The organism is Pseudomonas fluorescens group sp. (assembly GCF_020093335.1).
Lineage (GTDB): Bacteria > Pseudomonadota > Gammaproteobacteria > Pseudomonadales > Pseudomonadaceae > Aquipseudomonas > Aquipseudomonas petroselini.
Window position 1 is genome coordinate 14,780 of sequence record NZ_JAIOKW010000023.1, and the last position, 19,089, is coordinate 33,868.

The window sequence follows — 19,089 nt, forward strand, 5'->3', positions numbered from 1 at the left end:
GTGGGTAGGCGACGGATCTGAGCGGATAAATCGAAGGCGTTCTGATAGGTGCTGCAAGTGCGGCGATAGGCCAGAATAGAGGGCCCGGCGAGTGGTCGGGATGGTGGAGAGTGAGTTATGGGGTTTGATCAGGTGCGTCAGCGCCGTTTGTCCGACGATATCGTCGAGCAGCTTGAGGGCATGATCCTTGAGGGCACGCTGAAGTCGGGCGAGCGCTTGCCCGCCGAGCGCGCTTTAGCTGAGCAGTTTGGTGTGTCGCGTCCGTCTTTGCGGGAGGCAATCCAGAAATTGGCGGCCAAAGGTTTGCTCGTCAGTCGTCAGGGTGGTGGTAACTACGTGGCGGAGTCCTTGGGCTCCACGTTCAGTGATCCGCTGCTCCACCTGTTGGAGAATAATCCCGAGGTCCAGCGTGATCTTCTGGAGTTCCGCCAGACCCTTGAAGCCTCTTGCGCCTATTACGCGGCGCTACGTGCCACCGAGGTCGATCGCGAACGACTTACGGCGGCTTTCGAAGCGCTCCAAGACTGCTACACCCGCTCCGATGAAGTGAGCCGAGCTGAAGAGGGGGCGGCGGATGCCAGGTTTCACTTGGCTATCGCCGAAGCCAGCCATAACGCCGTGTTGCTGCACACCATTCGCGGTCTGTTCGACCTGCTGAAGCGTAACGTGGTGACCAACATCGGGGGGATGTATCAACAGCGTACGGAAACCCGCGACATGCTGATCAGTCAGCACAGGGATTTGTACCTGGCGATTATCGAAGGGCGTGCCGAGCAGGCGCGGGAAGTTTCAACGCGTCATCTGCTGTATGTGCAGGAAGTGTTGGAGGAGGTTCGTCAGGAGGTTCAGCGCGTGGCGCGTGCGGAGCGGCGCAAGGGCCTGTAGCCGAGGGAGTCTCCCAGGGCTACAGGTTTGCAAGGATCAGTCTTCCTTGCCCTTGTTGCGCACGGCGCGATGCAACTCGCGATTGGAATCGCGCTCGCGCTCGGTATCACGCTTGTCGTATTCCTTCTTGCCTTTGCCCAGCGCAATCTCGCATTTGACCAGGTGCTTGCTCCAGTACCAGGACAGGCAGATACAGGCATAGCCTTTCTGCTGTACGGCGGCGGCAAGCTTTTCCAGTTCGCGTGCATTGAGCAGCAGCTTGCGCGTGCGCACCGGGTCAGCAATCACGTGGGTGCTCGCGGTAGTCAGCGGGGTGATATGACTGCCCAGCAGCCATGCCTCGCCATCTTTGAGCAGCACATAGCTGTCGACCAGTTGCAGCTTGCTGGCGCGCAGACTCTTTACTTCCCAGCCGGCCAGGACCAGACCAGCCTCGAACCGATGTTCGATGAAGTAATCGTGTCGCGCCTTTTTATTTTGCGCGATGGTCCCTGTGGGGTGTTTCTTTTGTTTAGCCATAGGGGCGGCATTATAGGGAGTTGCGAGCGTGTCGGCTACGGTCAACCTGCGTGCTTGAGCGTGTTCGACGAATCCCGGACAATGCGGGCAGTTCTCTGGTTTTTTTCTTTCGCGGATCGGGCTGTTCTTTCGCGATGTTTGCCGCTCAGCTGTGGAAATAACGCACACATGACGACGCATATTCAACGTTCAGCGCTGCTGCCTTATCCGGCTCAGGCGCTCTATGACCTGGTCAACGACGTGGCGCGTTACCCGGAATTCCTGCCGTGGTGCTCGAAGGCCGAGGTGCTGGAAAGCGGTGATGAGTACATGGTCGCCAGTGTTGGGGTCGCGAAAGGCGGCCTTAGCCAGCACTTTGTGACGCGTAATGCGCTGGTGCCTGGGAAATCCATCGAAATGAATCTGCAGGAAGGCCCGTTCACCCAACTGCATGGGGTGTGGGTATTCAAGGCGCTGACGGATAAGGCCTGCAAAATCAGCCTGGATCTTTCCTTTGATTACGCCGGGCCTATCGTGCGAGCAACGCTGGGCCCCTTGTTCAATCAGGCAGCTAATACGCTGGTGGATGCATTTTGCCAGCGGGCCAAACAACTGCATGGTTGAGATTGAAGTGGTGTATGCGGCCGTGGATCGCCAGGTTCTGCTGGCGATGAAGGTGGCGGCGGGCACCAGCCTGCGCGCGGCGGTGCGGGCGTCAGGTATCGCAGCGCAGTTTCCTGAGCTGGATCTTGCTGGCTGCCCTTTGGGCATATTCGGCAAGGTGGTTGCGGATGCTGAGGTGCGTGCCGTGCAAGCAGGTGATCGTATTGAGATTTACCGGCCGTTGCTGGCGGACCCAAAAGAGGTGCGCCGACTGCGCGCGGCCAAGGCTGCGCTGGCTAAACAGCAGGGCTCATAGGCTCGCCAAATGGCACGCAACAAAAAGCCCGGCATGCCGGGCTTTTTGTTGAGCGACGCAAACTTACTGCGGGCTGGTGTCCAGAGGCTGTGGTGTCGGGACGGGAACTGTTTCCACGCCGTCGACGTCTTTCTGGATCTTGTCGAGCAGGGAGCCTGGCTTGGCCGGTACTTCCGACTTCTGCTTTTCACCTTCCTGCGCAGGCGCGGTCACGTTAGTGCCGTTATCCTTGCCGAGCAGGGCTTCATCACGACTCACGCCGGGCATGAAGTCGCCGGACAGGCTGACAAGCTGGTCGTTGCCATTGAAGATGACACTGACGCGCTCCTGTTGGCGTTCACCGCCACCTGGCTGCAGGCTGTAGAGGTAATCCCAGCGATCGGCATGGAAAGTGTCGGTCAGCAGGGGGTTACCCATGATAAACCGTACTTGCCGTCGGGTCATTCCGGGGCGTAACTGGTCTATCATGTCCTGCGTGACGACATTGCCCTGCTGGATGTCGATTTTGTAAACCCCGGGGAATGAACAACCGGCGAGTGCGAGCAGTCCCACAAAGGTGAAACTGGTTAGCAAGAGCTTGGTGTTTTGCATCGGTGGGCGACTTCCACTATCTTGGCTGGGACAACGTAAACGCCGATCATACCCGTATTAAGAGAAGCTGCGAAGCAGCATCCGCGAGAAAGCTAACCATGGTTGAAAATAGCGAACTACGCAAAGCCGGTCTTAAAGTGACTCTGCCACGAGTCAAGATTCTACAAATGCTCGATTCTGCTGAGCAGCGCCACATGAGTGCCGAGGATGTTTACAAGGCGCTGATGGAGTCTAACGAGGACGTCGGCCTGGCCACGGTTTACCGTGTGCTGACCCAGTTTGAAGCCGCAGGGCTGGTGGTTCGTCATAATTTCGACGGCGGTCATGCAGTGTTCGAATTGGCTGACGGTGGTCATCACGACCATATGGTTGACCTGGATACCAATGAGGTTATCGAGTTCACCAGCCCGGAAATCGAGGCGCTTCAGCATAAGATTGCCGAGGAGCATGGCTTCGATTTGGTCGACCATAATCTGGTTCTGTACATCCGTAAGAAAAAGTAAAAATCGCTGCAGATTCGCTCTGCAAAACGATTGAAGGCGACCTTAGGGTCGCCTTCGTGCTTTCTATAAGCCGGAAAGATGAGCGAAAGTGCTCTGCTCAGGCTTTCGCCGCCACGACCATTTTTTTCGCGTGTGCCAGGGACTCCTTGGTCAAATCAATGCCGCCAAGCATGCGCGCCACTTCCTCCACACGTTCCGACTTGTTCAGCTTGGACACGGCTGTGTGCGTTGCATCACTGCCGCGTACCTTGTGCACAAACAGATGTTGATGCCCCTGGGCGGCCACTTGTGGCAAGTGAGTGACCGTCAGTACCTGGCCCCGATCCCCGAGGCGTCGTAATAATTGGCCAACAATCTCCGCTGTCGGCCCGCCAATCCCCACGTCAACTTCGTCGAACACCAGTGTCGGAACCCGAGAGGTTTGCGCGGTAATCACCTGGATCGCCAGGCTGATCCGAGACAGCTCACCGCCGGAGGCCACTTTTGCCAATGCTTTGAGCGGCTGCCCAGGGTTGGCGCTGACCAGCAGTTCAACCTGTTCCAGGCCATATGGCTGCAATTCGTTACTGGTGCTGGCGTGCAGTTCAATGGTGAAGCGCCCACCAGGCATGCCCAGGCGTTGGATCTCCAGCTCCACTGCGCTGGCCAGGCCCGTTGCTGCCTGGTGGCGCAGATCGCTCAGTTCGCGTGCTTTTTCCTGGTAGTGGCGGGCGAAGGACGCGAGCTCGTCACCTAGGCGCTCGATGGATTCGTCGTTGGCATTCAGGGTCTCGATTTCATCCAGCAACTTTTGCTGCATCGTCGCCACTTCGGTGGGCTGGATTCGATGTTTGCGCGCCAGGGTATAGATGGTGTCCAGGCGTTCTTCTATTTCCTGCAGGCGTGCCGGGTCGGCATCGAAGTGATCCAGGAAGCGGTTCAATTCGCCGACGGCTTCTTCTACTTGGATCTGTGCACTGGTGAGTAAGGTCGTGGCCTCGCTCAGGGAGCCGGAGGCGTTGTTCACGCTGGACAAGCGATTGAGACTGGCGGTCAGCGCGTTGAGTACGTTACCGGAGTCGCTCTCGCTGCATTGCTCCACCACCTGGCGGCAAATGCCCAGCAGGGTTTCTGCGTTGGTGAGGTTCTTGTGTTCCTGCTCGAGTTGCTCCAGTTCAGTCTCGCCCAGGCCCAGGCTTTCCAGCTCTTCGAGCTGATAGCTGAGTAGCTGGTGGCGTGCGCGTTGTTCGTCGCCGGAGTTGGAGAGTCGCTCCAGTTCCTGGCGCGTTTGGCGCCAGCGCTGGGCGGCAAGTTGCACCTGGCGGGCAAGGTCTGTCGCACCGGCGTATTCGTCGAGCAGGCGGCGATGAGTGTCGGTTTTCAGAAGCGACTGGTGTTCATGCTGGCTGTGGATATCGATCAGCAGTTCGCCCAGGGCTTTCAAGTCGCCCAGTGGGCAGGGGGTGCCGTTGATATAGCCGCGTGAGCGGCCTTCAGCAGTAATGACCCGGCGCAGGATGCACGGGCCTTCATTATTAAGGTCGCGCTCCGCCAGCCACGCCTCGGCTTCGGGAATATCCGCCAGGTCGAAAGTGGCCAGGATATCGGCCTTGTCCGCGCCGGGGCGCACCACGCCGCTGTCGGCACGGTCCCCAAGGGTCAAGCCCAGGGCGTCGAGCATGATCGACTTGCCGGCGCCGGTTTCGCCTGTGATTACGCTCATCCCGCGATCCAGTTCGAGATCCAGGTGTTCAACGATGGCGTAGTTATGTACGGACAGGTGCACGAGCATGACGGCCGCTCCCAGGTTTTAGGTCTGGTTATTTATACAGTGTTTTATTCGGGGCTGACAATCCTGATGATTAGCTCGATTTGCTTGGATGAACGCTTTTTTTAGCGCGATGAGGAATGTATAGGCAGGAATTGATCCCGGTCATAGGAAAGACTTTTGGTAACGCCCGCGCCCTTGAACCTGGAAATTGTGGCCCCATATACCGGAACAGAAGCGCGAGTTGAGTTCGCGCATGATTTTGAAAGGAGAAAACTATGGCTGACGAACAGACGCAGGATACGCAAACTCCAGACGCCAATTCGGCTGTCGGCGATGAGCTGGCAACTCGTGTGCAGGTGCTCGAAGAGCAATTGGCCGCTGCGCAGGACCAGTCTTTGCGTGTTGCCGCCGATCTGCAGAACGTCCGCCGCCGTGCCGAGCAGGATGTAGAGAAGGCTCACAAATTCGCACTGGAAAAATTCGCCAGTGACTTGCTGCCGATCATCGACAGCCTGGAGCGTGGTCTTGAGTTGTCCAACCCGGATGACGAAAACATCCGCCCGATGCGCGAAGGGATCGAGCTGACCCTGAAAATGTTCCAGGACACCCTGAAGCGTTACCAGTTGGAAGCCATTGATCCAGTCGGCGGCGAACCGTTCAACGCTGAGCATCACCAAGCCATGGCCATGCAGGAAAGCCATGATCTGGAGCCTAACAGTGTGTTGAAGGTGTTCCAGAAGGGTTATCAGCTCAACGGTCGCTTGCTGCGTCCGGCGATGGTGGTGGTGAGCAAGGCACCTGCACCGGTTTCGCCTTCTATTGATGAGCAGGCTTGAAATACGCCGTAAGGCCCCCATCTATAAGTCAAGCGTTTAAGTGCTACCGCAGTTAGCCACCACTGCTGCGGCATCCAAGTTCAAGTTTCGGGAGAGTAAATCATGGGCAAAATTATCGGTATCGACCTGGGGACCACCAACTCCTGCGTCTCCGTCATGGAAAACGGCAAAGCCAAAGTTATCGAAAACGCCGAAGGCGCGCGTACTACGCCGTCGATCATCGCTTACGCAAATGATGGCGAGATCCTCGTTGGTCAATCGGCCAAGCGTCAGGCTGTCACCAACCCGCACAACACCCTGTACGCGGTAAAGCGTCTGATCGGTCGTAAGTTCGACGAAGAAGTCGTACAGAAAGACATCAAGATGGTGCCTTACAAAATCGCCAAGGCTGACAACGGTGACGCCTGGGTTGAAGTAAATGGCAACAAGATGTCTGCACCGCAGATTTCGGCTGAAGTCTTGAAAAAGATGAAGAAAACCGCCGAAGACTACCTCGGCGAAACCGTCACCGAAGCGGTCATCACCGTTCCGGCCTACTTCAACGACAGCCAGCGCCAGGCGACCAAAGACGCCGGCCGCATCGCGGGTCTGGACGTAAAACGTATCATCAACGAACCCACCGCAGCTGCTCTGGCTTACGGTATGGACAAGGCCAAGGGCGACCACACTGTGATCGTTTATGACCTGGGTGGCGGTACGTTCGACGTCTCGGTCATCGAGATCGCTGAAGTTGACGGTGAGCACCAATTCGAAGTGTTGGCCACCAACGGTGACACCTTCCTGGGTGGTGAAGATTTTGACATTCGTCTGATCGACTACCTCGTTGACGAATTCAAGAAAGAAAGCGGCATGAACCTCAAGGGTGACCCGCTGGCCATGCAGCGCCTGAAAGAAGCAGCTGAGAAAGCCAAGATCGAGCTGTCCTCGAGCATGTCGACCGACGTGAATCTGCCGTACATCACTGCAGATGCCACCGGTCCTAAGCACTTGAACGTGAAGATCTCTCGCGCCAAGTTGGAAGCACTGGTTGAAGACCTGGTTCAGCGCACCATCGAACCTTGCCGCATTGCGCTGAAAGACGCCGGTATCGACGTAGGTTCCATCAACGACGTGATCCTGGTGGGCGGTCAAACCCGTATGCCACTGGTGCAGCAGAAAGTTACCGAGTTCTTCGGCAAGGAAGCACGTAAAGACGTGAACCCGGACGAAGCGGTTGCCATGGGTGCTGCCATCCAAGGCGCGGTATTGGCCGGTGACGTGAAAGACGTGCTGCTGCTGGACGTCAGCCCGCTGACCCTGGGTATCGAAACCATGGGCGGCGTGATGACTGCGCTGATCGAGAAAAACACCACGATTCCTACCAAGAAATCCCAAGTGTTCTCGACTGCCGACGACAACCAAGGCGCGGTGACCATTCACGTGCTGCAAGGTGAGCGTAAGCAAGCGGCGCAGAACAAGTCCCTGGGCAAGTTCGACCTGGCTGAGATTCCACCAGCACCGCGTGGCGTGCCACAAATTGAAGTGACCTTCGACATCGACGCCAACGGTATCCTGCACGTCGGCGCGAAAGACAAGGCAACTGGCAAAGAGCAGAAGATCACCATCAAGGCCAACTCCGGTCTGTCTGATGAAGAAATTCAACAGATGATTCGTGATGCTGAAGCCAACGCTGATGCGGATGCCAAGTTTGCCGAGCTGGCTGGCGCCCGTAACCAGGGTGATGCACTGGTTCACTCGACGCGCAAAATGGTCGCTGATGCTGGCGATAAAGTGACGGCTGAAGAGAAGGCCGCGATCGAAGCTGCCGTGGTTGCCCTGGAAGCCGCCGTCAAAGGCGACGACAAGGCCGCTATCGAAGCCAAGATCGAAGAGCTGTCGAAAGTTTCCGCACCTGTCGCGCAGAAAATGTATGCCGAACAAGGTCAGCCAGCTGATGGTGCCGCGCAACAGGCAGAGCCTGAAGCCAAGCACGACGACGTTGTCGATGCCGAGTTCGAAGAAGTCAAAGACCAGAAGTAAGTTGGTCGCCCGGTTGACCGCTATCAAGCGGTGACTGGTAGGATGTCGCCGCGCGGGAGCTTGCTCCCGCGTTGGCGTGTCTGGGGTATGCGAATTTTTACAGCATGCGACAAGGTTCGGATGCTGGCGGTGCGATCGGGAATGCTCCTGCTTTCCGAGTAAGAAGTACCGCATTTTGGCCGGGTCCCTGGCTAAAAGTAGTAATGACCAGGATCGTTGAATTGACGTGAGTTGGGTCCGGGCCTGTATTGGGGCTCAACGAGTTTGGCAGGGCTCAGGAGGGTCTGGCCGAACGTCCTTAAGAGTGCAAAGACTTATGGCAAAGCGTGACTATTACGAAGTGTTGGGTGTGGAGCGCGGCTCCAGCGAGGCGGACCTGAAGAAGGCCTACCGTCGCCTGGCGATGAAGCATCACCCGGACCGTAATCCGGATAGCAAAGAATCCGAAGAAATGTTCAAAGAGGCCAATGAGGCCTACGAATGCCTGTCTGATCCCAACAAGCGTGCGGCCTACGACCAGTACGGTCACGCAGGGGTCGACCCGAGCATGGGCGGTGGCGGTGCCGGGTTTGGCGGCCAGAACTTCTCCGATATTTTCGGTGACGTATTCAGCGACTTCTTCGGCGGTGGCCGGGGTGGTCAGCGGGGCGGCGCCCAGCGTGGCAGTGATTTGCGCTACACCTTGGAGTTGAACCTGGAAGAAGCCGTGCGCGGCACCAGCGTCAATATCCGTGTGCCGACGCTGGTCAACTGCAAGCCGTGCGATGGTTCGGGTGCCAAAAAAGGCTCCTCGCCGATCACTTGCCCGACGTGTGGCGGTATTGGCCAGGTCCGCATGCAGCAGGGCTTCTTCTCGGTGCAGCAGACCTGCCCGCGTTGCCATGGCCAGGGCAAGATCATTTCCGACCCGTGCGACTCCTGCCACGGCGAAGGTCGTGTCGAAGAGTACAAGACGCTGTCGGTAAAAGTGCCTGCGGGTGTGGATACCGGCGACCGTATTCGTCTGTCGGGCGAAGGCGAGGCGGGTACTCAAGGTGGCCCTACGGGCGATCTGTATGTGGTGATCAATGTGCGCGAGCACTCGATCTTCCAGCGCGACGGCAAGCACCTGTTCTGCGAAGTGCCAATCAGCTTTGTTGATGCGGCGCTGGGTGGCGAGTTGGAAATTCCGACCCTTGATGGTCGCGTCAAACTCAAGATCCCTGAAGGCACGCAGACCGGCAAACAGTTCCGTATCCGTGGCAAAGGCGTTGCGCCGGTGCGCGGTGGTGGTGCTGGCGACCTGATGTGCCGCGTTGCCGTTGAGACGCCAGTCAATCTGGGGCGTCGTCAGCGCGAATTGCTGGAAGAGTTCCGCAGCTCGCTGGAAGGCGATGACTCCCACTCGCCGAAAACCACGGGCTTTTTCGATGGCGTGAAGCGCTTCTTCGGCGACCTGTAAGGAGTTGGGTATGCGACGTATAGCCGTAATGGGCGCTGCCGGGCGCATGGGCAAGACGCTGGTAGAGGCGGTGCAGCAGCGCTCGCCGGCCTCCGGGCTGACCGCAGCGATCGTTCGTCCCGGCAGCACATTGATCGGTGCGGATGCGGGTGAGTTGGCTTCGCTGGGGCGTATCGGTGTTTCGTTGTCCGGCAACCTGGAGCAGGTGGCTGACGAATTCGACGTGCTGATCGATTTCACTCTGCCGGACGTCATGCTGAAAAACCTGGCTTTCTGCCGCAAGGCGGGCAAGGCGATGGTGATCGGCACCACCGGTTTGACGCTTGAACAGAAGCAGTTGCTGGCGGAGGCGGGCAAGGACATTCCGATCGTCTTCGCGGCCAACTTCAGTGTGGGTGTGAACCTGTCGCTCAAGCTGTTGGATCTGGCGGCGCGCGTGCTGGGGGATGAGGCGGATATCGAAATCATCGAGACTCATCACCGTCACAAGATCGACGCACCGTCGGGTACCGCGTTGCGCATGGGTGAAGCGATCGCCGATGCGCTCGGTCGCGACTTGTCGAAAGTGGCGGTGTACGGCCGTGAAGGCCATACCGGTGCGCGTGCGCGTGACACCATTGGTTTTGCAACCGTGCGCGGTGGCGATGTGGTGGGTGATCACACCGTATTGTTCGCCAGCGAGGGCGAGCGCCTGGAAATCACGCACAAGGCGTCCAGCCGCATGACGTTTGCCAAGGGGGCGGTACGTGCTGCGCTCTGGCTGGAAGGTCGTGCGGCGGGCCTTTATGACATGCGTGACGTGCTGGATCTGCACTAATCAGTAGCTAAAACAGGGGCTCAAGCTTATGCTTAGGCCCCGTTTTTACCCGCTAAGCGACGTCCTGTCGCATTCCCCTGCCTTTAAGGCTCATTAGCGGTGGACCAAAAAAGCCTTTTTCTGTAAGCTACAGCTTTAGTGTGTCCACTAAAAGCGCGCAGAATAATTCAGTGAAGAAGCGGGGTGACGTGTCCATACGTCACTCCGCTTTTTTACAACCTGCGATCGCCCTTTCAGGCTTTATTTACGGGAGGTCTTCTTGACTAAGCCAGCCATACTCGCCCTTGCTGATGGCAGCATCTTTCGCGGCGAAGCCATTGGAGCCGACGGTCAAACCGTTGGAGAGGTGGTGTTTAACACTGCCATGACCGGCTATCAGGAAATCCTTACCGATCCTTCCTACGCCCAACAGATCGTTACCCTGACCTATCCGCACATCGGCAACACCGGTACGACACCGGAAGATGTCGAGTCTGATCGTGTCTGGTCGGCCGGTCTGGTGATTCGTGACCTGCCGCTGGTTGCGAGCAACTGGCGTAACACGATGTCGCTGTCCGATTACCTGAAAGCCAACAACGTTGTGGCGATCGCCGGTATCGATACGCGTCGCCTGACACGCATCCTGCGTGAGAAAGGCTCGCAGAACGGCTGCATCATGGTCGGTGACAATATTTCCGAAGAGGCGGCGATTGCCGCAGCCCAAGGCTTCCCTGGCCTGAAGGGCATGGACCTGGCGAAAGTCGTCAGCGTCAAAGAGAAGTACGAGTGGCGCTCCACTGTCTGGGACTTGAAGACCGATAGCCACGCGACCATCGATGCGGCCGAGTTGCCTTACCTCGTGGTCGCCTACGACTACGGCGTCAAGTACAACATCCTGCGCATGCTGGTCGAGCGCGGTTGCCGCGTGACCGTGGTGCCGGCGCAAACCCCGGCCAGCGACGTGCTCGCCCTGCAGCCGGACGGTGTGTTCCTGTCCAACGGCCCGGGTGACCCTGAGCCTTGCGACTACGCTATCCAGGCGATCAAAGAAGTGCTGGAGACCGAGATTCCGGTATTCGGTATCTGCCTCGGTCACCAGCTGCTGGCCCTGGCCTCTGGCGCCAAGACCCTGAAAATGGGGCACGGCCATCACGGTGCCAACCACCCTGTGCAAGACCTGGACACCGGCATTGTGATGATCACCAGCCAGAACCACGGTTTTGCGGTGGATGAAGCGACCCTGCCGAGCAACGTTCGCGCGATTCACAAGTCGCTGTTCGACGGTTCCCTGCAGGGCATCGAGCGCACCGACAAGAGCGCGTTCAGCTTCCAGGGCCACCCTGAAGCCAGCCCGGGCCCGAACGACGTAGCGCCGCTGTTCGACCGTTTCATCAATGAGATGGCCAAGCGACGCTGACTGAGCGGCTTGCGGGCGGCCCCGAGCTTCGGTGGCCCCCGCAGGCTCATCAAAGATTGTTCAAGACGGCTTGCCGACTGACCTGCGGATTTGAGTGACAAACCCATGCCAAAACGTACAGACATAAAAAGCATCCTGATTCTCGGCGCTGGCCCGATCGTGATCGGCCAGGCCTGCGAATTCGACTACTCCGGCGCCCAGGCCTGTAAAGCCCTGCGCGAAGAGGGTTACCGCGTCATCCTGGTGAACTCTAACCCGGCCACTATCATGACCGACCCGGACATGGCCGACGCCACCTACATCGAGCCGATCAAGTGGCAGACCGTTGCCAAGATCATCGAGAAAGAACGTCCGGACGCACTGCTGCCAACCATGGGTGGCCAGACCGCCCTGAACTGCGCATTGGACCTGGAGCGCGAAGGCGTCCTGGAAAAGTTTGGCGTAGAGATGATCGGCGCCAATGCCGACACCATCGACAAGGCTGAAGACCGTTCGCGTTTCGACAAGGCCATGAAGTCCATCGGCCTTGATTGCCCGCGTTCCGGTATCGCCCACAGCATGGAAGAGGCCAATTCTGTCTTGGAACGCTTGGGCTTCCCGTGCATCATCCGTCCGTCCTTCACCATGGGCGGCACGGGCGGCGGTATTGCCTACAACCGTGAAGAATTCGAAGAAATCTGCGCCCGTGGCCTGGACTTGTCTCCGACCAAAGAGCTGCTGATCGACGAATCCCTGATCGGCTGGAAAGAATATGAGATGGAAGTTGTCCGCGATAAGAAGGACAACTGCATCATCGTTTGCTCTATCGAAAACTTTGACCCGATGGGCGTGCACACCGGTGACTCGATCACTGTTGCTCCGGCACAGACCCTGACGGACAAGGAATACCAGATCATGCGTAACGCCTCCTTGGCGGTGCTGCGTGAGATTGGCGTGGAAACCGGTGGCTCCAACGTCCAGTTCGGCATCTGCCCGGACACTGGCCGTATGGTTGTGATCGAAATGAACCCGCGTGTATCGCGTTCTTCGGCGCTGGCATCGAAAGCTACCGGCTTCCCGATTGCGCGTATCGCTGCCAAGCTGGCGATCGGTTACACATTGGACGAGCTGCAGAACGAAATTACTGGCGGCGCAACGCCGGCGTCCTTCGAGCCGTCGATCGACTACGTCGTCACCAAGCTGCCACGCTTCGCTTTCGAGAAATTCCCGAAAGCCGACGCGCGCCTGACCACTCAGATGAAGTCAGTCGGTGAAGTCATGGCTATCGGCCGGACCTTCCAGGAGTCCCTGCAGAAAGCCCTGCGTGGCCTGGAAGTGGGGGTTTGCGGTCTGGACGAGAAGCTCGACCTGAGCAACCCGGAAAGCATGAGCGTGCTCAAGCGTGAGCTGACCGTGCCGGGTGCCGAGCGTATCTGGTACGTAGCCGATGCTTTCCGCGCCGGCATGACCGTCGAAGACATCTTCGGCATGAACATGATTGACCCGTGGTTCCTGGTGCAGATCGAAGATCTGATCAAGGAAGAAGAGAAGGTCAAGACCCTCGGTCTGTCTTCTATCGACCGCGACCTGATGTTCCGCCTCAAGCGCAAAGGTTTCTCTGACCAGCGCTTGGCCAAGCTGCTGGGTGTGACCGAGAAGAACCTGCGCACGCATCGCCACAAGCTGGACATCTTCCCGGTCTACAAGCGCGTTGATACCTGTGCGGCCGAGTTCGCAACCGACACCGCGTATATGTACTCCACTTACGAGGAAGAGTGCGAAGCTGCGCCGTCGGGCCGCGACAAAATCATGATCCTGGGTGGCGGTCCAAACCGTATCGGTCAAGGCATCGAGTTCGATTATTGCTGCGTACACGCCGCTCTCGCCCTGCGCGAAGACGGGTACGAGACCATTATGGTCAACTGCAACCCGGAAACTGTTTCCACTGACTACGACACTTCCGACCGTCTGTACTTTGAGCCGGTAACACTGGAAGACGTGCTCGAAATCTGTCGCGTCGAGAAGCCAAAAGGCGTGATCGTTCAGTACGGCGGCCAAACTCCGTTGAAACTGGCTCGCGCACTGGAAGCCGCTGGCGTCCCGATTATCGGCACCAGCCCTGACGCTATCGATCGTGCCGAAGACCGTGAGCGTTTCCAGCAGATGGTTGAGCGTCTGAACCTGCGTCAGCCGCCGAACGCCACCGTGCGCAGCGAAGATGAAGCGATCCGCGCGGCCAGCAAGATCGGTTACCCCTTGGTGGTGCGTCCGTCCTACGTACTGGGCGGTCGTGCGATGGAAATCGTCTACGAAGAAGACGAGCTCAAACGTTACCTGCGCGATGCAGTGAAAGTGTCCAACGACAGCCCGGTGCTGCTGGACCACTTCCTCAACTGCGCCATCGAGATGGACGTAGACGCTGTTTGCGACGGGACCGACGTGGTGATCGGTGCGATCATGCAGCACATCGAACAGGCGGGCGTTCACTCCGGTGACTCCGCTTGCTCGCTGCCGCCGTACTCGCTGCCGGCGCATATCCAGGACGAAATGCGCGAACAGGTCAAGAAAATGGCCCTGGAGCTGGGCGTGGTCGGCTTGATGAACGTACAGTTGGCGCTGCAAGGCGAAGACATCTACGTCATCGAAGTCAACCCGCGTGCTTCGCGTACCGTGCCATTTGTTTCCAAGTGCATTGGTGTGTCCCTGGCCATGGTCGCTGCTCGCGTGATGGCCGGTAAGACCCTGAAGGAAATCGGCTTCACCAAGGAAATCATTCCGAACTTCTACAGCGTGAAAGAGGCGGTATTCCCATTCGCCAAATTCCCTGGCGTGGACCCGATCCTGGGCCCAGAGATGAAGTCCACCGGTGAAGTGATGGGCGTGGGCGATACCTTCGGTGAAGCGTTCGCCAAGGCTCAGATGGGCGCCAGCGAAGTGTTGCCAACCGGCGGTACCGCGTTTATCAGCGTGCGTGATGACGACAAACCGCTGGTTGCGGGCGTAGCCCGTGATCTGATCAACTTGGGCTTCGAAGTCGTGGCCACTGCCGGGACCGCCAAGCTGATCGAAGCTGCCGGCCTGAAAGTGCGTCGCGTGAACAAGGTGACGGAAGGCCGTCCGCACGTGGTCGACATGATCAAGAATGACGAAGTCACCCTGATCATCAACACCACCGAAGGTCGCCAGTCGATCGCGGACTCCTACTCCATTCGTCGTAATGCCTTGCAGCACAAGATCTACTGCACCACTACCATTGCTGCTGGCGAAGCCATCTGCGAAGCGCTCAAGTTCGGTCCGGAAAAAACCGTGCGTCGCTTGCAGGACCTACACGCAGGATTGAAGGCATGATCAAATACCCAATGACCGTCCAGGGCGCCAAGGCCCTGGAAGAGGAGCACGCCCATCTGACCAAGGTCGTACGTCCAAAGCTGAGCCAGGACATCGGTACGGCCCGCGAGCTGGGTGACTTGAAGGAAAACGCCGAATACCACGCTGCTCGCGAGCAGCAGGGTATGGTCGAAGCGCGGATTCGTGACATCGAAGGCCGTATGCAGAATGCTGTGATCATCGACGTCACGACTATTCCGCACACCGGCAAGGTGATTTTCGGCACCACCGTGGAAATCGCCAACGTCGAAACTGATGAGAGCGTGGTTTACCACATCGTTGGCGAGGACGAGGCTGACTTCAAACTCGGCAAAATCTCCGTCGGTTCCCCGCTTGCCCGCGCCTTGATTGCCAAGGAAGAGGGTGATGTGGTGGCCGTGAAGACGCCGGGTGGCGTGATCGAGTACGAGATTGTTGAAGTTCGTCACGTCTGAAAGGCGGCGCCCGCTTCATGCGGGCGCCATGCTTTGGCAGCTCTCCCAGATGCTTTGGGTCGGCGGCCTGTGGTTGCTGCATATTGGTGTGTTACCGGCGCTGGGCCTGATTGGGCTGGCGCCGTTGTTGATCGATGAGATCGACGGATTACTCAGTGCGTTGCTGGTGGGTTTTGCGGCGGCGTGCGTAACGCTCCAGGCACTGGTGCTGGTCAGGGCTGAAGGCTTGGAGAGTTTGTGGCGGGATATTCGCGGGCAACTGCTGTTGATGGCGCTGTATGCGTGTGCAATGTATTGCATCGTGCATGTCTGGCAGCCGGAAGCGTTGCGCTGGCAGCTATTCAGCTATCTTGTGCTAGGGTTCTCCGGCCTGGTGCTGGTTATACAGCCCGCACCGGGATGGAGTGGCGGGGCGCGCGAAGCACGCCCGTGACCCTTTTTATCATTTGAAAACTACTTGAAGCGATGTACGTTCGACAGCTGCTTGTTGACGCTGAAGTTCTTGCGATACAGCAGCGCCATCTTGCCGATGACCTGGACCAGGTCCGCTTTGCCCACCTTGCACAATTCTGCAATGGCGGCCAGGCGCGCTTCGCGGTCGAGGATATTGACCTTGATCTTGATCAGTTCATGATCGTTCAGTGCGCGTTCGAACTCGGCTAACACACCTTCAGTCAAACCGTTATCTGCCACAATCAAAACTGGTTTCAGATGGTGGCCAATGGATTTGTACTGTTTCTTCTGCTCTTGAGTGAGCGGCATAATCTGACCCCTGCGTCTGATCTTGTAAAAAGCGGCGGCCAGTTTACCCGAGCGAGTCCGGGACCGCCCAGTTAATCACGACCCGTTTTATTTTTCGAGGTGGCCCGTGGCCCGTTCCAAAACCAGCCTTAAGTGGCTACAAGAACATTTCAACGATCCTTACGTCAAAAAGGCGCAAAAGGATGGCTACCGTTCCCGGGCCAGCTACAAGTTGCTGGAGATCCAGGACAAGGATAAGTTGATTCGTCCAGGCATGAGCGTTATCGACCTTGGCGCGGCCCCGGGTGGCTGGTCCCAGGTGACCAGTCGTCTGATTGGTGGGCAGGGTCGTCTGATCGCTTCCGACATTCTGGAAATGGACAGCATCCCCGATGTGACCTTTGTTCATGGTGACTTTACCCAGGATACGGTGCTCGCACAGATTCTTGAGGCTGTGGGAAATTCGCAGGTAGACCTTGTGATTTCCGACATGGCCCCCAATATGAGTGGATTACCGGCTGTCGATATGCCACGTGCCATGTTCCTTTGCGAATTGGCGCTGGATTTGGCGGGTCGGGTGTTGCGTCCGGGTGGTGATTTCCTGGTGAAGGTCTTCCAGGGCGAGGGTTTCGACGAGTACCACAAGAACATCCGCAAGTTGTTCGACAAGGTGCAGACGCGCAAGCCCGACTCCTCCCGAGACCGTTCCAGAGAGCAATACCTGCTGTGCCGCGGCTTCCGCGGCGTCGAAGGCGCGGCGAGTGAAGAGCGCTTTTGAGGAATTCGAGGAGGGCGATAGGTTTTTTTATATCGCTTTCGTCACGAAGCTTTACGAATATTGTGTAGTCAAAGTTTCACAAAGGGTTACAGACGGCGCCTGCCAGTGTTGTAGGTAATGTAGTAAGTTAGGCCGGTGAATATCATGCGAAGCGCGCGCCAGTAGCGGAGCTTGCTTCAGAGGGTAGTTAATTGAACGATATGGCAAAGAATCTGATCCTGTGGTTGATCATCGCGGCAGTCCTGGTGACGGTGATGAACAACTTCTCCAGCCCTAACGAGCCGCAGACCCTCAACTATTCCGACTTCATCCAGCAAGTTAAGGATGGCAAGGTCGAGCGCGTAGCGGTTGATGGCTATGTGATCACCGGTAAACGCAACGATGGCGACAGCTTCAAGACCATTCGTCCGGCAATCCAGGACAATGGTCTGATCGGCGACCTGGTGGATAACCACGTGGTTGTCGAAGGTAAGCAGCCTGAGCAGCAAAGTATCTGGACCCAATTGCTGGTAGCCAGCTTCCCGATCCTGGTGATCATCGCCGTGTTCATGTTCTTCATGCGCCAGATGCAGGGCGGCGCGGGAGGCAAGGGCGGGCCGATGAGCTTCGGCAAGAGTAAGGCACGCCTGCTCTCCGAAGATCAGGTGAAGACCACCCTGGCTGACGTTGCCGGTTGCGACGAAGCCAAGGAAGAAGTAGGTGAGTTGGTCGAGTTCCTGCGCGACCCGGGCAAGTTCCAGCGTCTGGGTGGCCGCATTCCTCGCGGCGTCTTGATGGTGGGGCCACCAGGTACCGGTAAAACCCTGCTCGCCAAGGCAATTGCCGGCGAAGCCAAGGTGCCGTTCTTCACTATTTCCGGCTCTGACTTCGTCGAGATGTTCGTGGGTGTGGGTGCCAGCCGTGTTCGCGATATGTTCGAGCAGGCTAAAAAGCATGCGCCTTGCATCATCTTCATCGATGAAATCGACGCCGTTGGTCGCCATCGTGGTGCCGGCATGGGCGGCGGTCATGATGAGCGTGAGCAGACCCTTAACCAGTTGCTGGTTGAGATGGACGGCTTTGAAATGAACGACGGCATCATTGTCATCGCTGCAACCAACCGTCCGGACGTATTGGACCCTGCCTTGCTGCGTCCAGGCCGTTTCGACCGCCAGGTTGTGGTTGGCCTGCCGGATATCCGTGGTCGCGAACAGATCCTGAAAGTGCACATGCGCAAGGTGCCCATGGGCGATGACGTGGCTCCGGCCGTGATTGCCCGTGGTACGCCAGGTTTCTCGGGTGCTGACCTGGCCAACTTGGTCAACGAGGCTTCGTTGTTCGCTGCCCGTACCGGCAAGCGCATCGTGGAGATGAAAGAGTTCGAATTGGCCAAAGACAAAATCATGATGGGCGCCGAGCGCAAATCCATGGTCATGTCCGAAAAAGAGAAACAGAACACCGCTTATCACGAAGCCGGTCACGCCATTGTCGGTCGCGTTGTGCCTGAGCATGACCCGGTCTACAAAGTGTCGATCATTCCTCGGGGGCGGGCGCTGGGTGTCACCATGTTCCTGCCGGAAGAGGACCGCTACAGCCTTTCCAAGCGCGCCCTGATCAGTCAGATCTGCTCGCTGTACGGCGGCCGGATTGCTGAAGAGATGACCCTGGGTTTCGACGGCGTGACTACCGGTGCCTCGAACGACATCATGCGTGCCAGCCAGATCGCGCGGAACATGGTGACTAAGTGGGGCTTGTCGGAAAAACTCGGCCCGCTGATGTATGCCGAGGAAGAAGGCGAAGTGTTCCTGGGTCGTGGCGGTGGTGGTCAAAGCGCCAGCTTCTCGGGTGAGACAGCCAAGCTGATTGACTCCGAAGTGCGCAGCATCATTGACCAGTGCTACGGCACGGCCAAGCAAATCCTGACTGACAACCGCGACAAGTTGGACGCCATGGCTGATGCGCTGATGAAGTACGAGACCATTGATGCCGACCAGATCGATGACATCATGGCCGGTCGCGCACCCCGCGAGCCTCGCGATTGGGAAGGCGGTTCGGGCACCTCTGGCACTCCGCCAGTGGTTCAGAACGAGCGCCCTGAAACCCCAATCGGCGGCCCGGCAGCCGACCACTAAGGTT

18 protein-coding genes are annotated in these 19,089 nt (G+C 57.9%); 14 read left to right on the forward strand and 4 right to left on the reverse strand.

Annotation, left to right across the window (positions count from 1 at the left end; genetic code table 11):
• Positions 1-117 precede the first annotated feature (117 nt).
• Positions 118-885 (forward strand): FCD domain-containing protein, encoded by a 768-nt coding sequence (locus K7431_RS21000; protein ID WP_015885937.1) that lies wholly within the window; start codon positions 118-120, stop codon positions 883-885.
• A gap of 36 nt (positions 886-921) precedes the next feature.
• Here the strand turns inward: K7431_RS21000 and smpB are convergent, their stop codons facing one another.
• Entirely contained in the window at positions 922-1,404 is a 483-nt protein-coding gene (gene smpB / locus K7431_RS21005) for an SsrA-binding protein SmpB (protein WP_003235073.1), read from the reverse strand.
• Between the two features lie 168 nt (positions 1,405-1,572).
• Between smpB and K7431_RS21010 the strand changes: the two genes are divergently transcribed.
• Together K7431_RS21010 and K7431_RS21015 are read left to right on the forward strand one after the other, a co-directional pair.
• Complete coding sequence (locus K7431_RS21010; protein WP_015885936.1) at positions 1,573-2,007, forward strand: type II toxin-antitoxin system RatA family toxin; 435 nt, start codon at positions 1,573-1,575, stop codon at positions 2,005-2,007.
• A complete protein-coding gene (locus K7431_RS21015; RefSeq protein ID WP_015885935.1) occupies positions 2,000-2,302 on the forward strand; it encodes an RnfH family protein in 303 nt (100 codons plus the stop codon). The genes K7431_RS21010 and K7431_RS21015 overlap by 8 nt, the downstream gene beginning before the upstream one ends.
• 63 nt (positions 2,303-2,365) lie before the next feature.
• Here K7431_RS21015 and K7431_RS21020 read toward each other — a convergent pair whose 3' ends face one another.
• Positions 2,366-2,893 (reverse strand): outer membrane protein assembly factor BamE, encoded by a 528-nt coding sequence (locus K7431_RS21020; protein WP_015885934.1) that lies wholly within the window; start codon positions 2,891-2,893, stop codon positions 2,366-2,368.
• A 98-nt stretch (positions 2,894-2,991) separates the two neighbouring features.
• Here K7431_RS21020 and fur point away from each other — a divergent pair, with 98 nt between their 5' ends.
• Positions 2,992-3,396: a ferric iron uptake transcriptional regulator gene (fur, locus tag K7431_RS21025; RefSeq protein WP_003194220.1), complete on the forward strand. Its 405-nt coding sequence runs from the start codon at positions 2,992-2,994 to the stop codon at positions 3,394-3,396.
• A gap of 97 nt (positions 3,397-3,493) precedes the next feature.
• Here fur and recN read toward each other — a convergent pair whose 3' ends face one another.
• The gene (gene recN, locus K7431_RS21030; protein WP_015885933.1) at positions 3,494-5,167 is read right to left on the reverse strand and encodes a DNA repair protein RecN; all 1,674 of its coding nucleotides are present in this window, start codon (positions 5,165-5,167) and stop codon (positions 3,494-3,496) included.
• Between the two features lie 254 nt (positions 5,168-5,421).
• Between recN and grpE the strand changes: the two genes are divergently transcribed.
• The 8 genes from grpE (at position 5,422) to K7431_RS21070 (ending at position 15,888) form a co-directional block, all read left to right on the forward strand.
• Positions 5,422-5,982 carry a nucleotide exchange factor GrpE gene (gene grpE / locus K7431_RS21035; RefSeq protein ID WP_015885932.1) on the forward strand — a complete coding sequence of 187 codons (561 nt, stop codon included), beginning with the start codon at positions 5,422-5,424 and terminating at the stop codon, positions 5,980-5,982.
• Positions 5,983-6,084: 102 nt separating this feature from the next.
• Positions 6,085-8,001, forward strand: a complete 1,917-nt coding sequence (gene dnaK / locus K7431_RS21040) for a molecular chaperone DnaK (RefSeq protein ID WP_015885931.1) — start codon at positions 6,085-6,087, stop codon at positions 7,999-8,001.
• A 316-nt stretch (positions 8,002-8,317) separates the two neighbouring features.
• Entirely contained in the window at positions 8,318-9,442 is a 1,125-nt protein-coding gene (gene dnaJ, locus K7431_RS21045; RefSeq protein ID WP_015885930.1) for a molecular chaperone DnaJ, read from the forward strand.
• Positions 9,443-9,452: 10 nt separating this feature from the next.
• Positions 9,453-10,259 (forward strand): 4-hydroxy-tetrahydrodipicolinate reductase, encoded by an 807-nt coding sequence (gene dapB, locus K7431_RS21050; RefSeq protein ID WP_015885929.1) that lies wholly within the window; start codon positions 9,453-9,455, stop codon positions 10,257-10,259.
• Between the two features lie 259 nt (positions 10,260-10,518).
• The gene (carA, locus tag K7431_RS21055; protein WP_015885928.1) at positions 10,519-11,655 is read left to right on the forward strand and encodes a glutamine-hydrolyzing carbamoyl-phosphate synthase small subunit; all 1,137 of its coding nucleotides are present in this window, start codon (positions 10,519-10,521) and stop codon (positions 11,653-11,655) included.
• Positions 11,656-11,760: 105 nt separating this feature from the next.
• The gene (gene carB, locus K7431_RS21060; protein ID WP_015885927.1) at positions 11,761-14,982 is read left to right on the forward strand and encodes a carbamoyl-phosphate synthase large subunit; all 3,222 of its coding nucleotides are present in this window, start codon (positions 11,761-11,763) and stop codon (positions 14,980-14,982) included.
• Complete coding sequence (gene greA / locus K7431_RS21065) at positions 14,979-15,455, forward strand: transcription elongation factor GreA (protein WP_015885926.1); 477 nt, start codon at positions 14,979-14,981, stop codon at positions 15,453-15,455. Before carB ends, greA begins: the two co-directional genes overlap by 4 nt.
• 28 nt (positions 15,456-15,483) lie before the next feature.
• Entirely contained in the window at positions 15,484-15,888 is a 405-nt protein-coding gene (locus tag K7431_RS21070; RefSeq protein ID WP_043205906.1) for a hypothetical protein, read from the forward strand.
• Between the two features lie 20 nt (positions 15,889-15,908).
• Here the strand turns inward: K7431_RS21070 and K7431_RS21075 are convergent, their stop codons facing one another.
• On the reverse strand, positions 15,909-16,217 hold the full coding sequence (locus K7431_RS21075) for a YhbY family RNA-binding protein (protein WP_010206607.1): 309 nt from the start codon (positions 16,215-16,217) through the stop codon (positions 15,909-15,911).
• A gap of 106 nt (positions 16,218-16,323) precedes the next feature.
• On the opposite strand from K7431_RS21075, the gene rlmE reads away from it, so the two are divergent.
• Positions 16,324-16,974, forward strand: a complete 651-nt coding sequence (gene rlmE / locus K7431_RS21080) for a 23S rRNA (uridine(2552)-2'-O)-methyltransferase RlmE (protein ID WP_015885924.1) — start codon at positions 16,324-16,326, stop codon at positions 16,972-16,974.
• A gap of 200 nt (positions 16,975-17,174) precedes the next feature.
• Positions 17,175-19,085 carry an ATP-dependent zinc metalloprotease FtsH gene (ftsH, locus tag K7431_RS21085; RefSeq protein ID WP_043205904.1) on the forward strand — a complete coding sequence of 637 codons (1,911 nt, stop codon included), beginning with the start codon at positions 17,175-17,177 and terminating at the stop codon, positions 19,083-19,085.
• Positions 19,086-19,089 lie beyond the last annotated feature (4 nt).

Excerpts from the sequence above, each read along its gene's own strand:
- K7431_RS21000 (WP_015885937.1), top strand. The coding sequence starts at position 118 with ATGGGGTTTGATCAGGTGCGTCAGCGCCGTTTGTCCGACGATATCGTC.
- smpB (WP_003235073.1), bottom strand. The coding sequence starts at position 1,404 with ATGGCTAAACAAAAGAAACACCCCACAGGGACCATCGCGCAAAATAAA.
- K7431_RS21010 (WP_015885936.1), top strand. The coding sequence starts at position 1,573 with ATGACGACGCATATTCAACGTTCAGCGCTGCTGCCTTATCCGGCTCAG.
- K7431_RS21015 (WP_015885935.1), top strand. The coding sequence starts at position 2,000 with ATGGTTGAGATTGAAGTGGTGTATGCGGCCGTGGATCGCCAGGTTCTG.
- K7431_RS21020 (WP_015885934.1), bottom strand. The coding sequence starts at position 2,893 with ATGCAAAACACCAAGCTCTTGCTAACCAGTTTCACCTTTGTGGGACTG.
- fur (WP_003194220.1), top strand. The coding sequence starts at position 2,992 with ATGGTTGAAAATAGCGAACTACGCAAAGCCGGTCTTAAAGTGACTCTG.
- recN (WP_015885933.1), bottom strand. The coding sequence starts at position 5,167 with ATGCTCGTGCACCTGTCCGTACATAACTACGCCATCGTTGAACACCTG.
- grpE (WP_015885932.1), top strand. The coding sequence starts at position 5,422 with ATGGCTGACGAACAGACGCAGGATACGCAAACTCCAGACGCCAATTCG.
- dnaK (WP_015885931.1), top strand. The coding sequence starts at position 6,085 with ATGGGCAAAATTATCGGTATCGACCTGGGGACCACCAACTCCTGCGTC.
- dnaJ (WP_015885930.1), top strand. The coding sequence starts at position 8,318 with ATGGCAAAGCGTGACTATTACGAAGTGTTGGGTGTGGAGCGCGGCTCC.
- dapB (WP_015885929.1), top strand. The coding sequence starts at position 9,453 with ATGCGACGTATAGCCGTAATGGGCGCTGCCGGGCGCATGGGCAAGACG.
- carB (WP_015885927.1), top strand. The coding sequence starts at position 11,761 with ATGCCAAAACGTACAGACATAAAAAGCATCCTGATTCTCGGCGCTGGC.
- greA (WP_015885926.1), top strand. The coding sequence starts at position 14,979 with ATGATCAAATACCCAATGACCGTCCAGGGCGCCAAGGCCCTGGAAGAG.
- K7431_RS21070 (WP_043205906.1), top strand. The coding sequence starts at position 15,484 with ATGCTTTGGCAGCTCTCCCAGATGCTTTGGGTCGGCGGCCTGTGGTTG.
- K7431_RS21075 (WP_010206607.1), bottom strand. The coding sequence starts at position 16,217 with ATGCCGCTCACTCAAGAGCAGAAGAAACAGTACAAATCCATTGGCCAC.
- ftsH (WP_043205904.1), top strand. The coding sequence starts at position 17,175 with ATGGCAAAGAATCTGATCCTGTGGTTGATCATCGCGGCAGTCCTGGTG.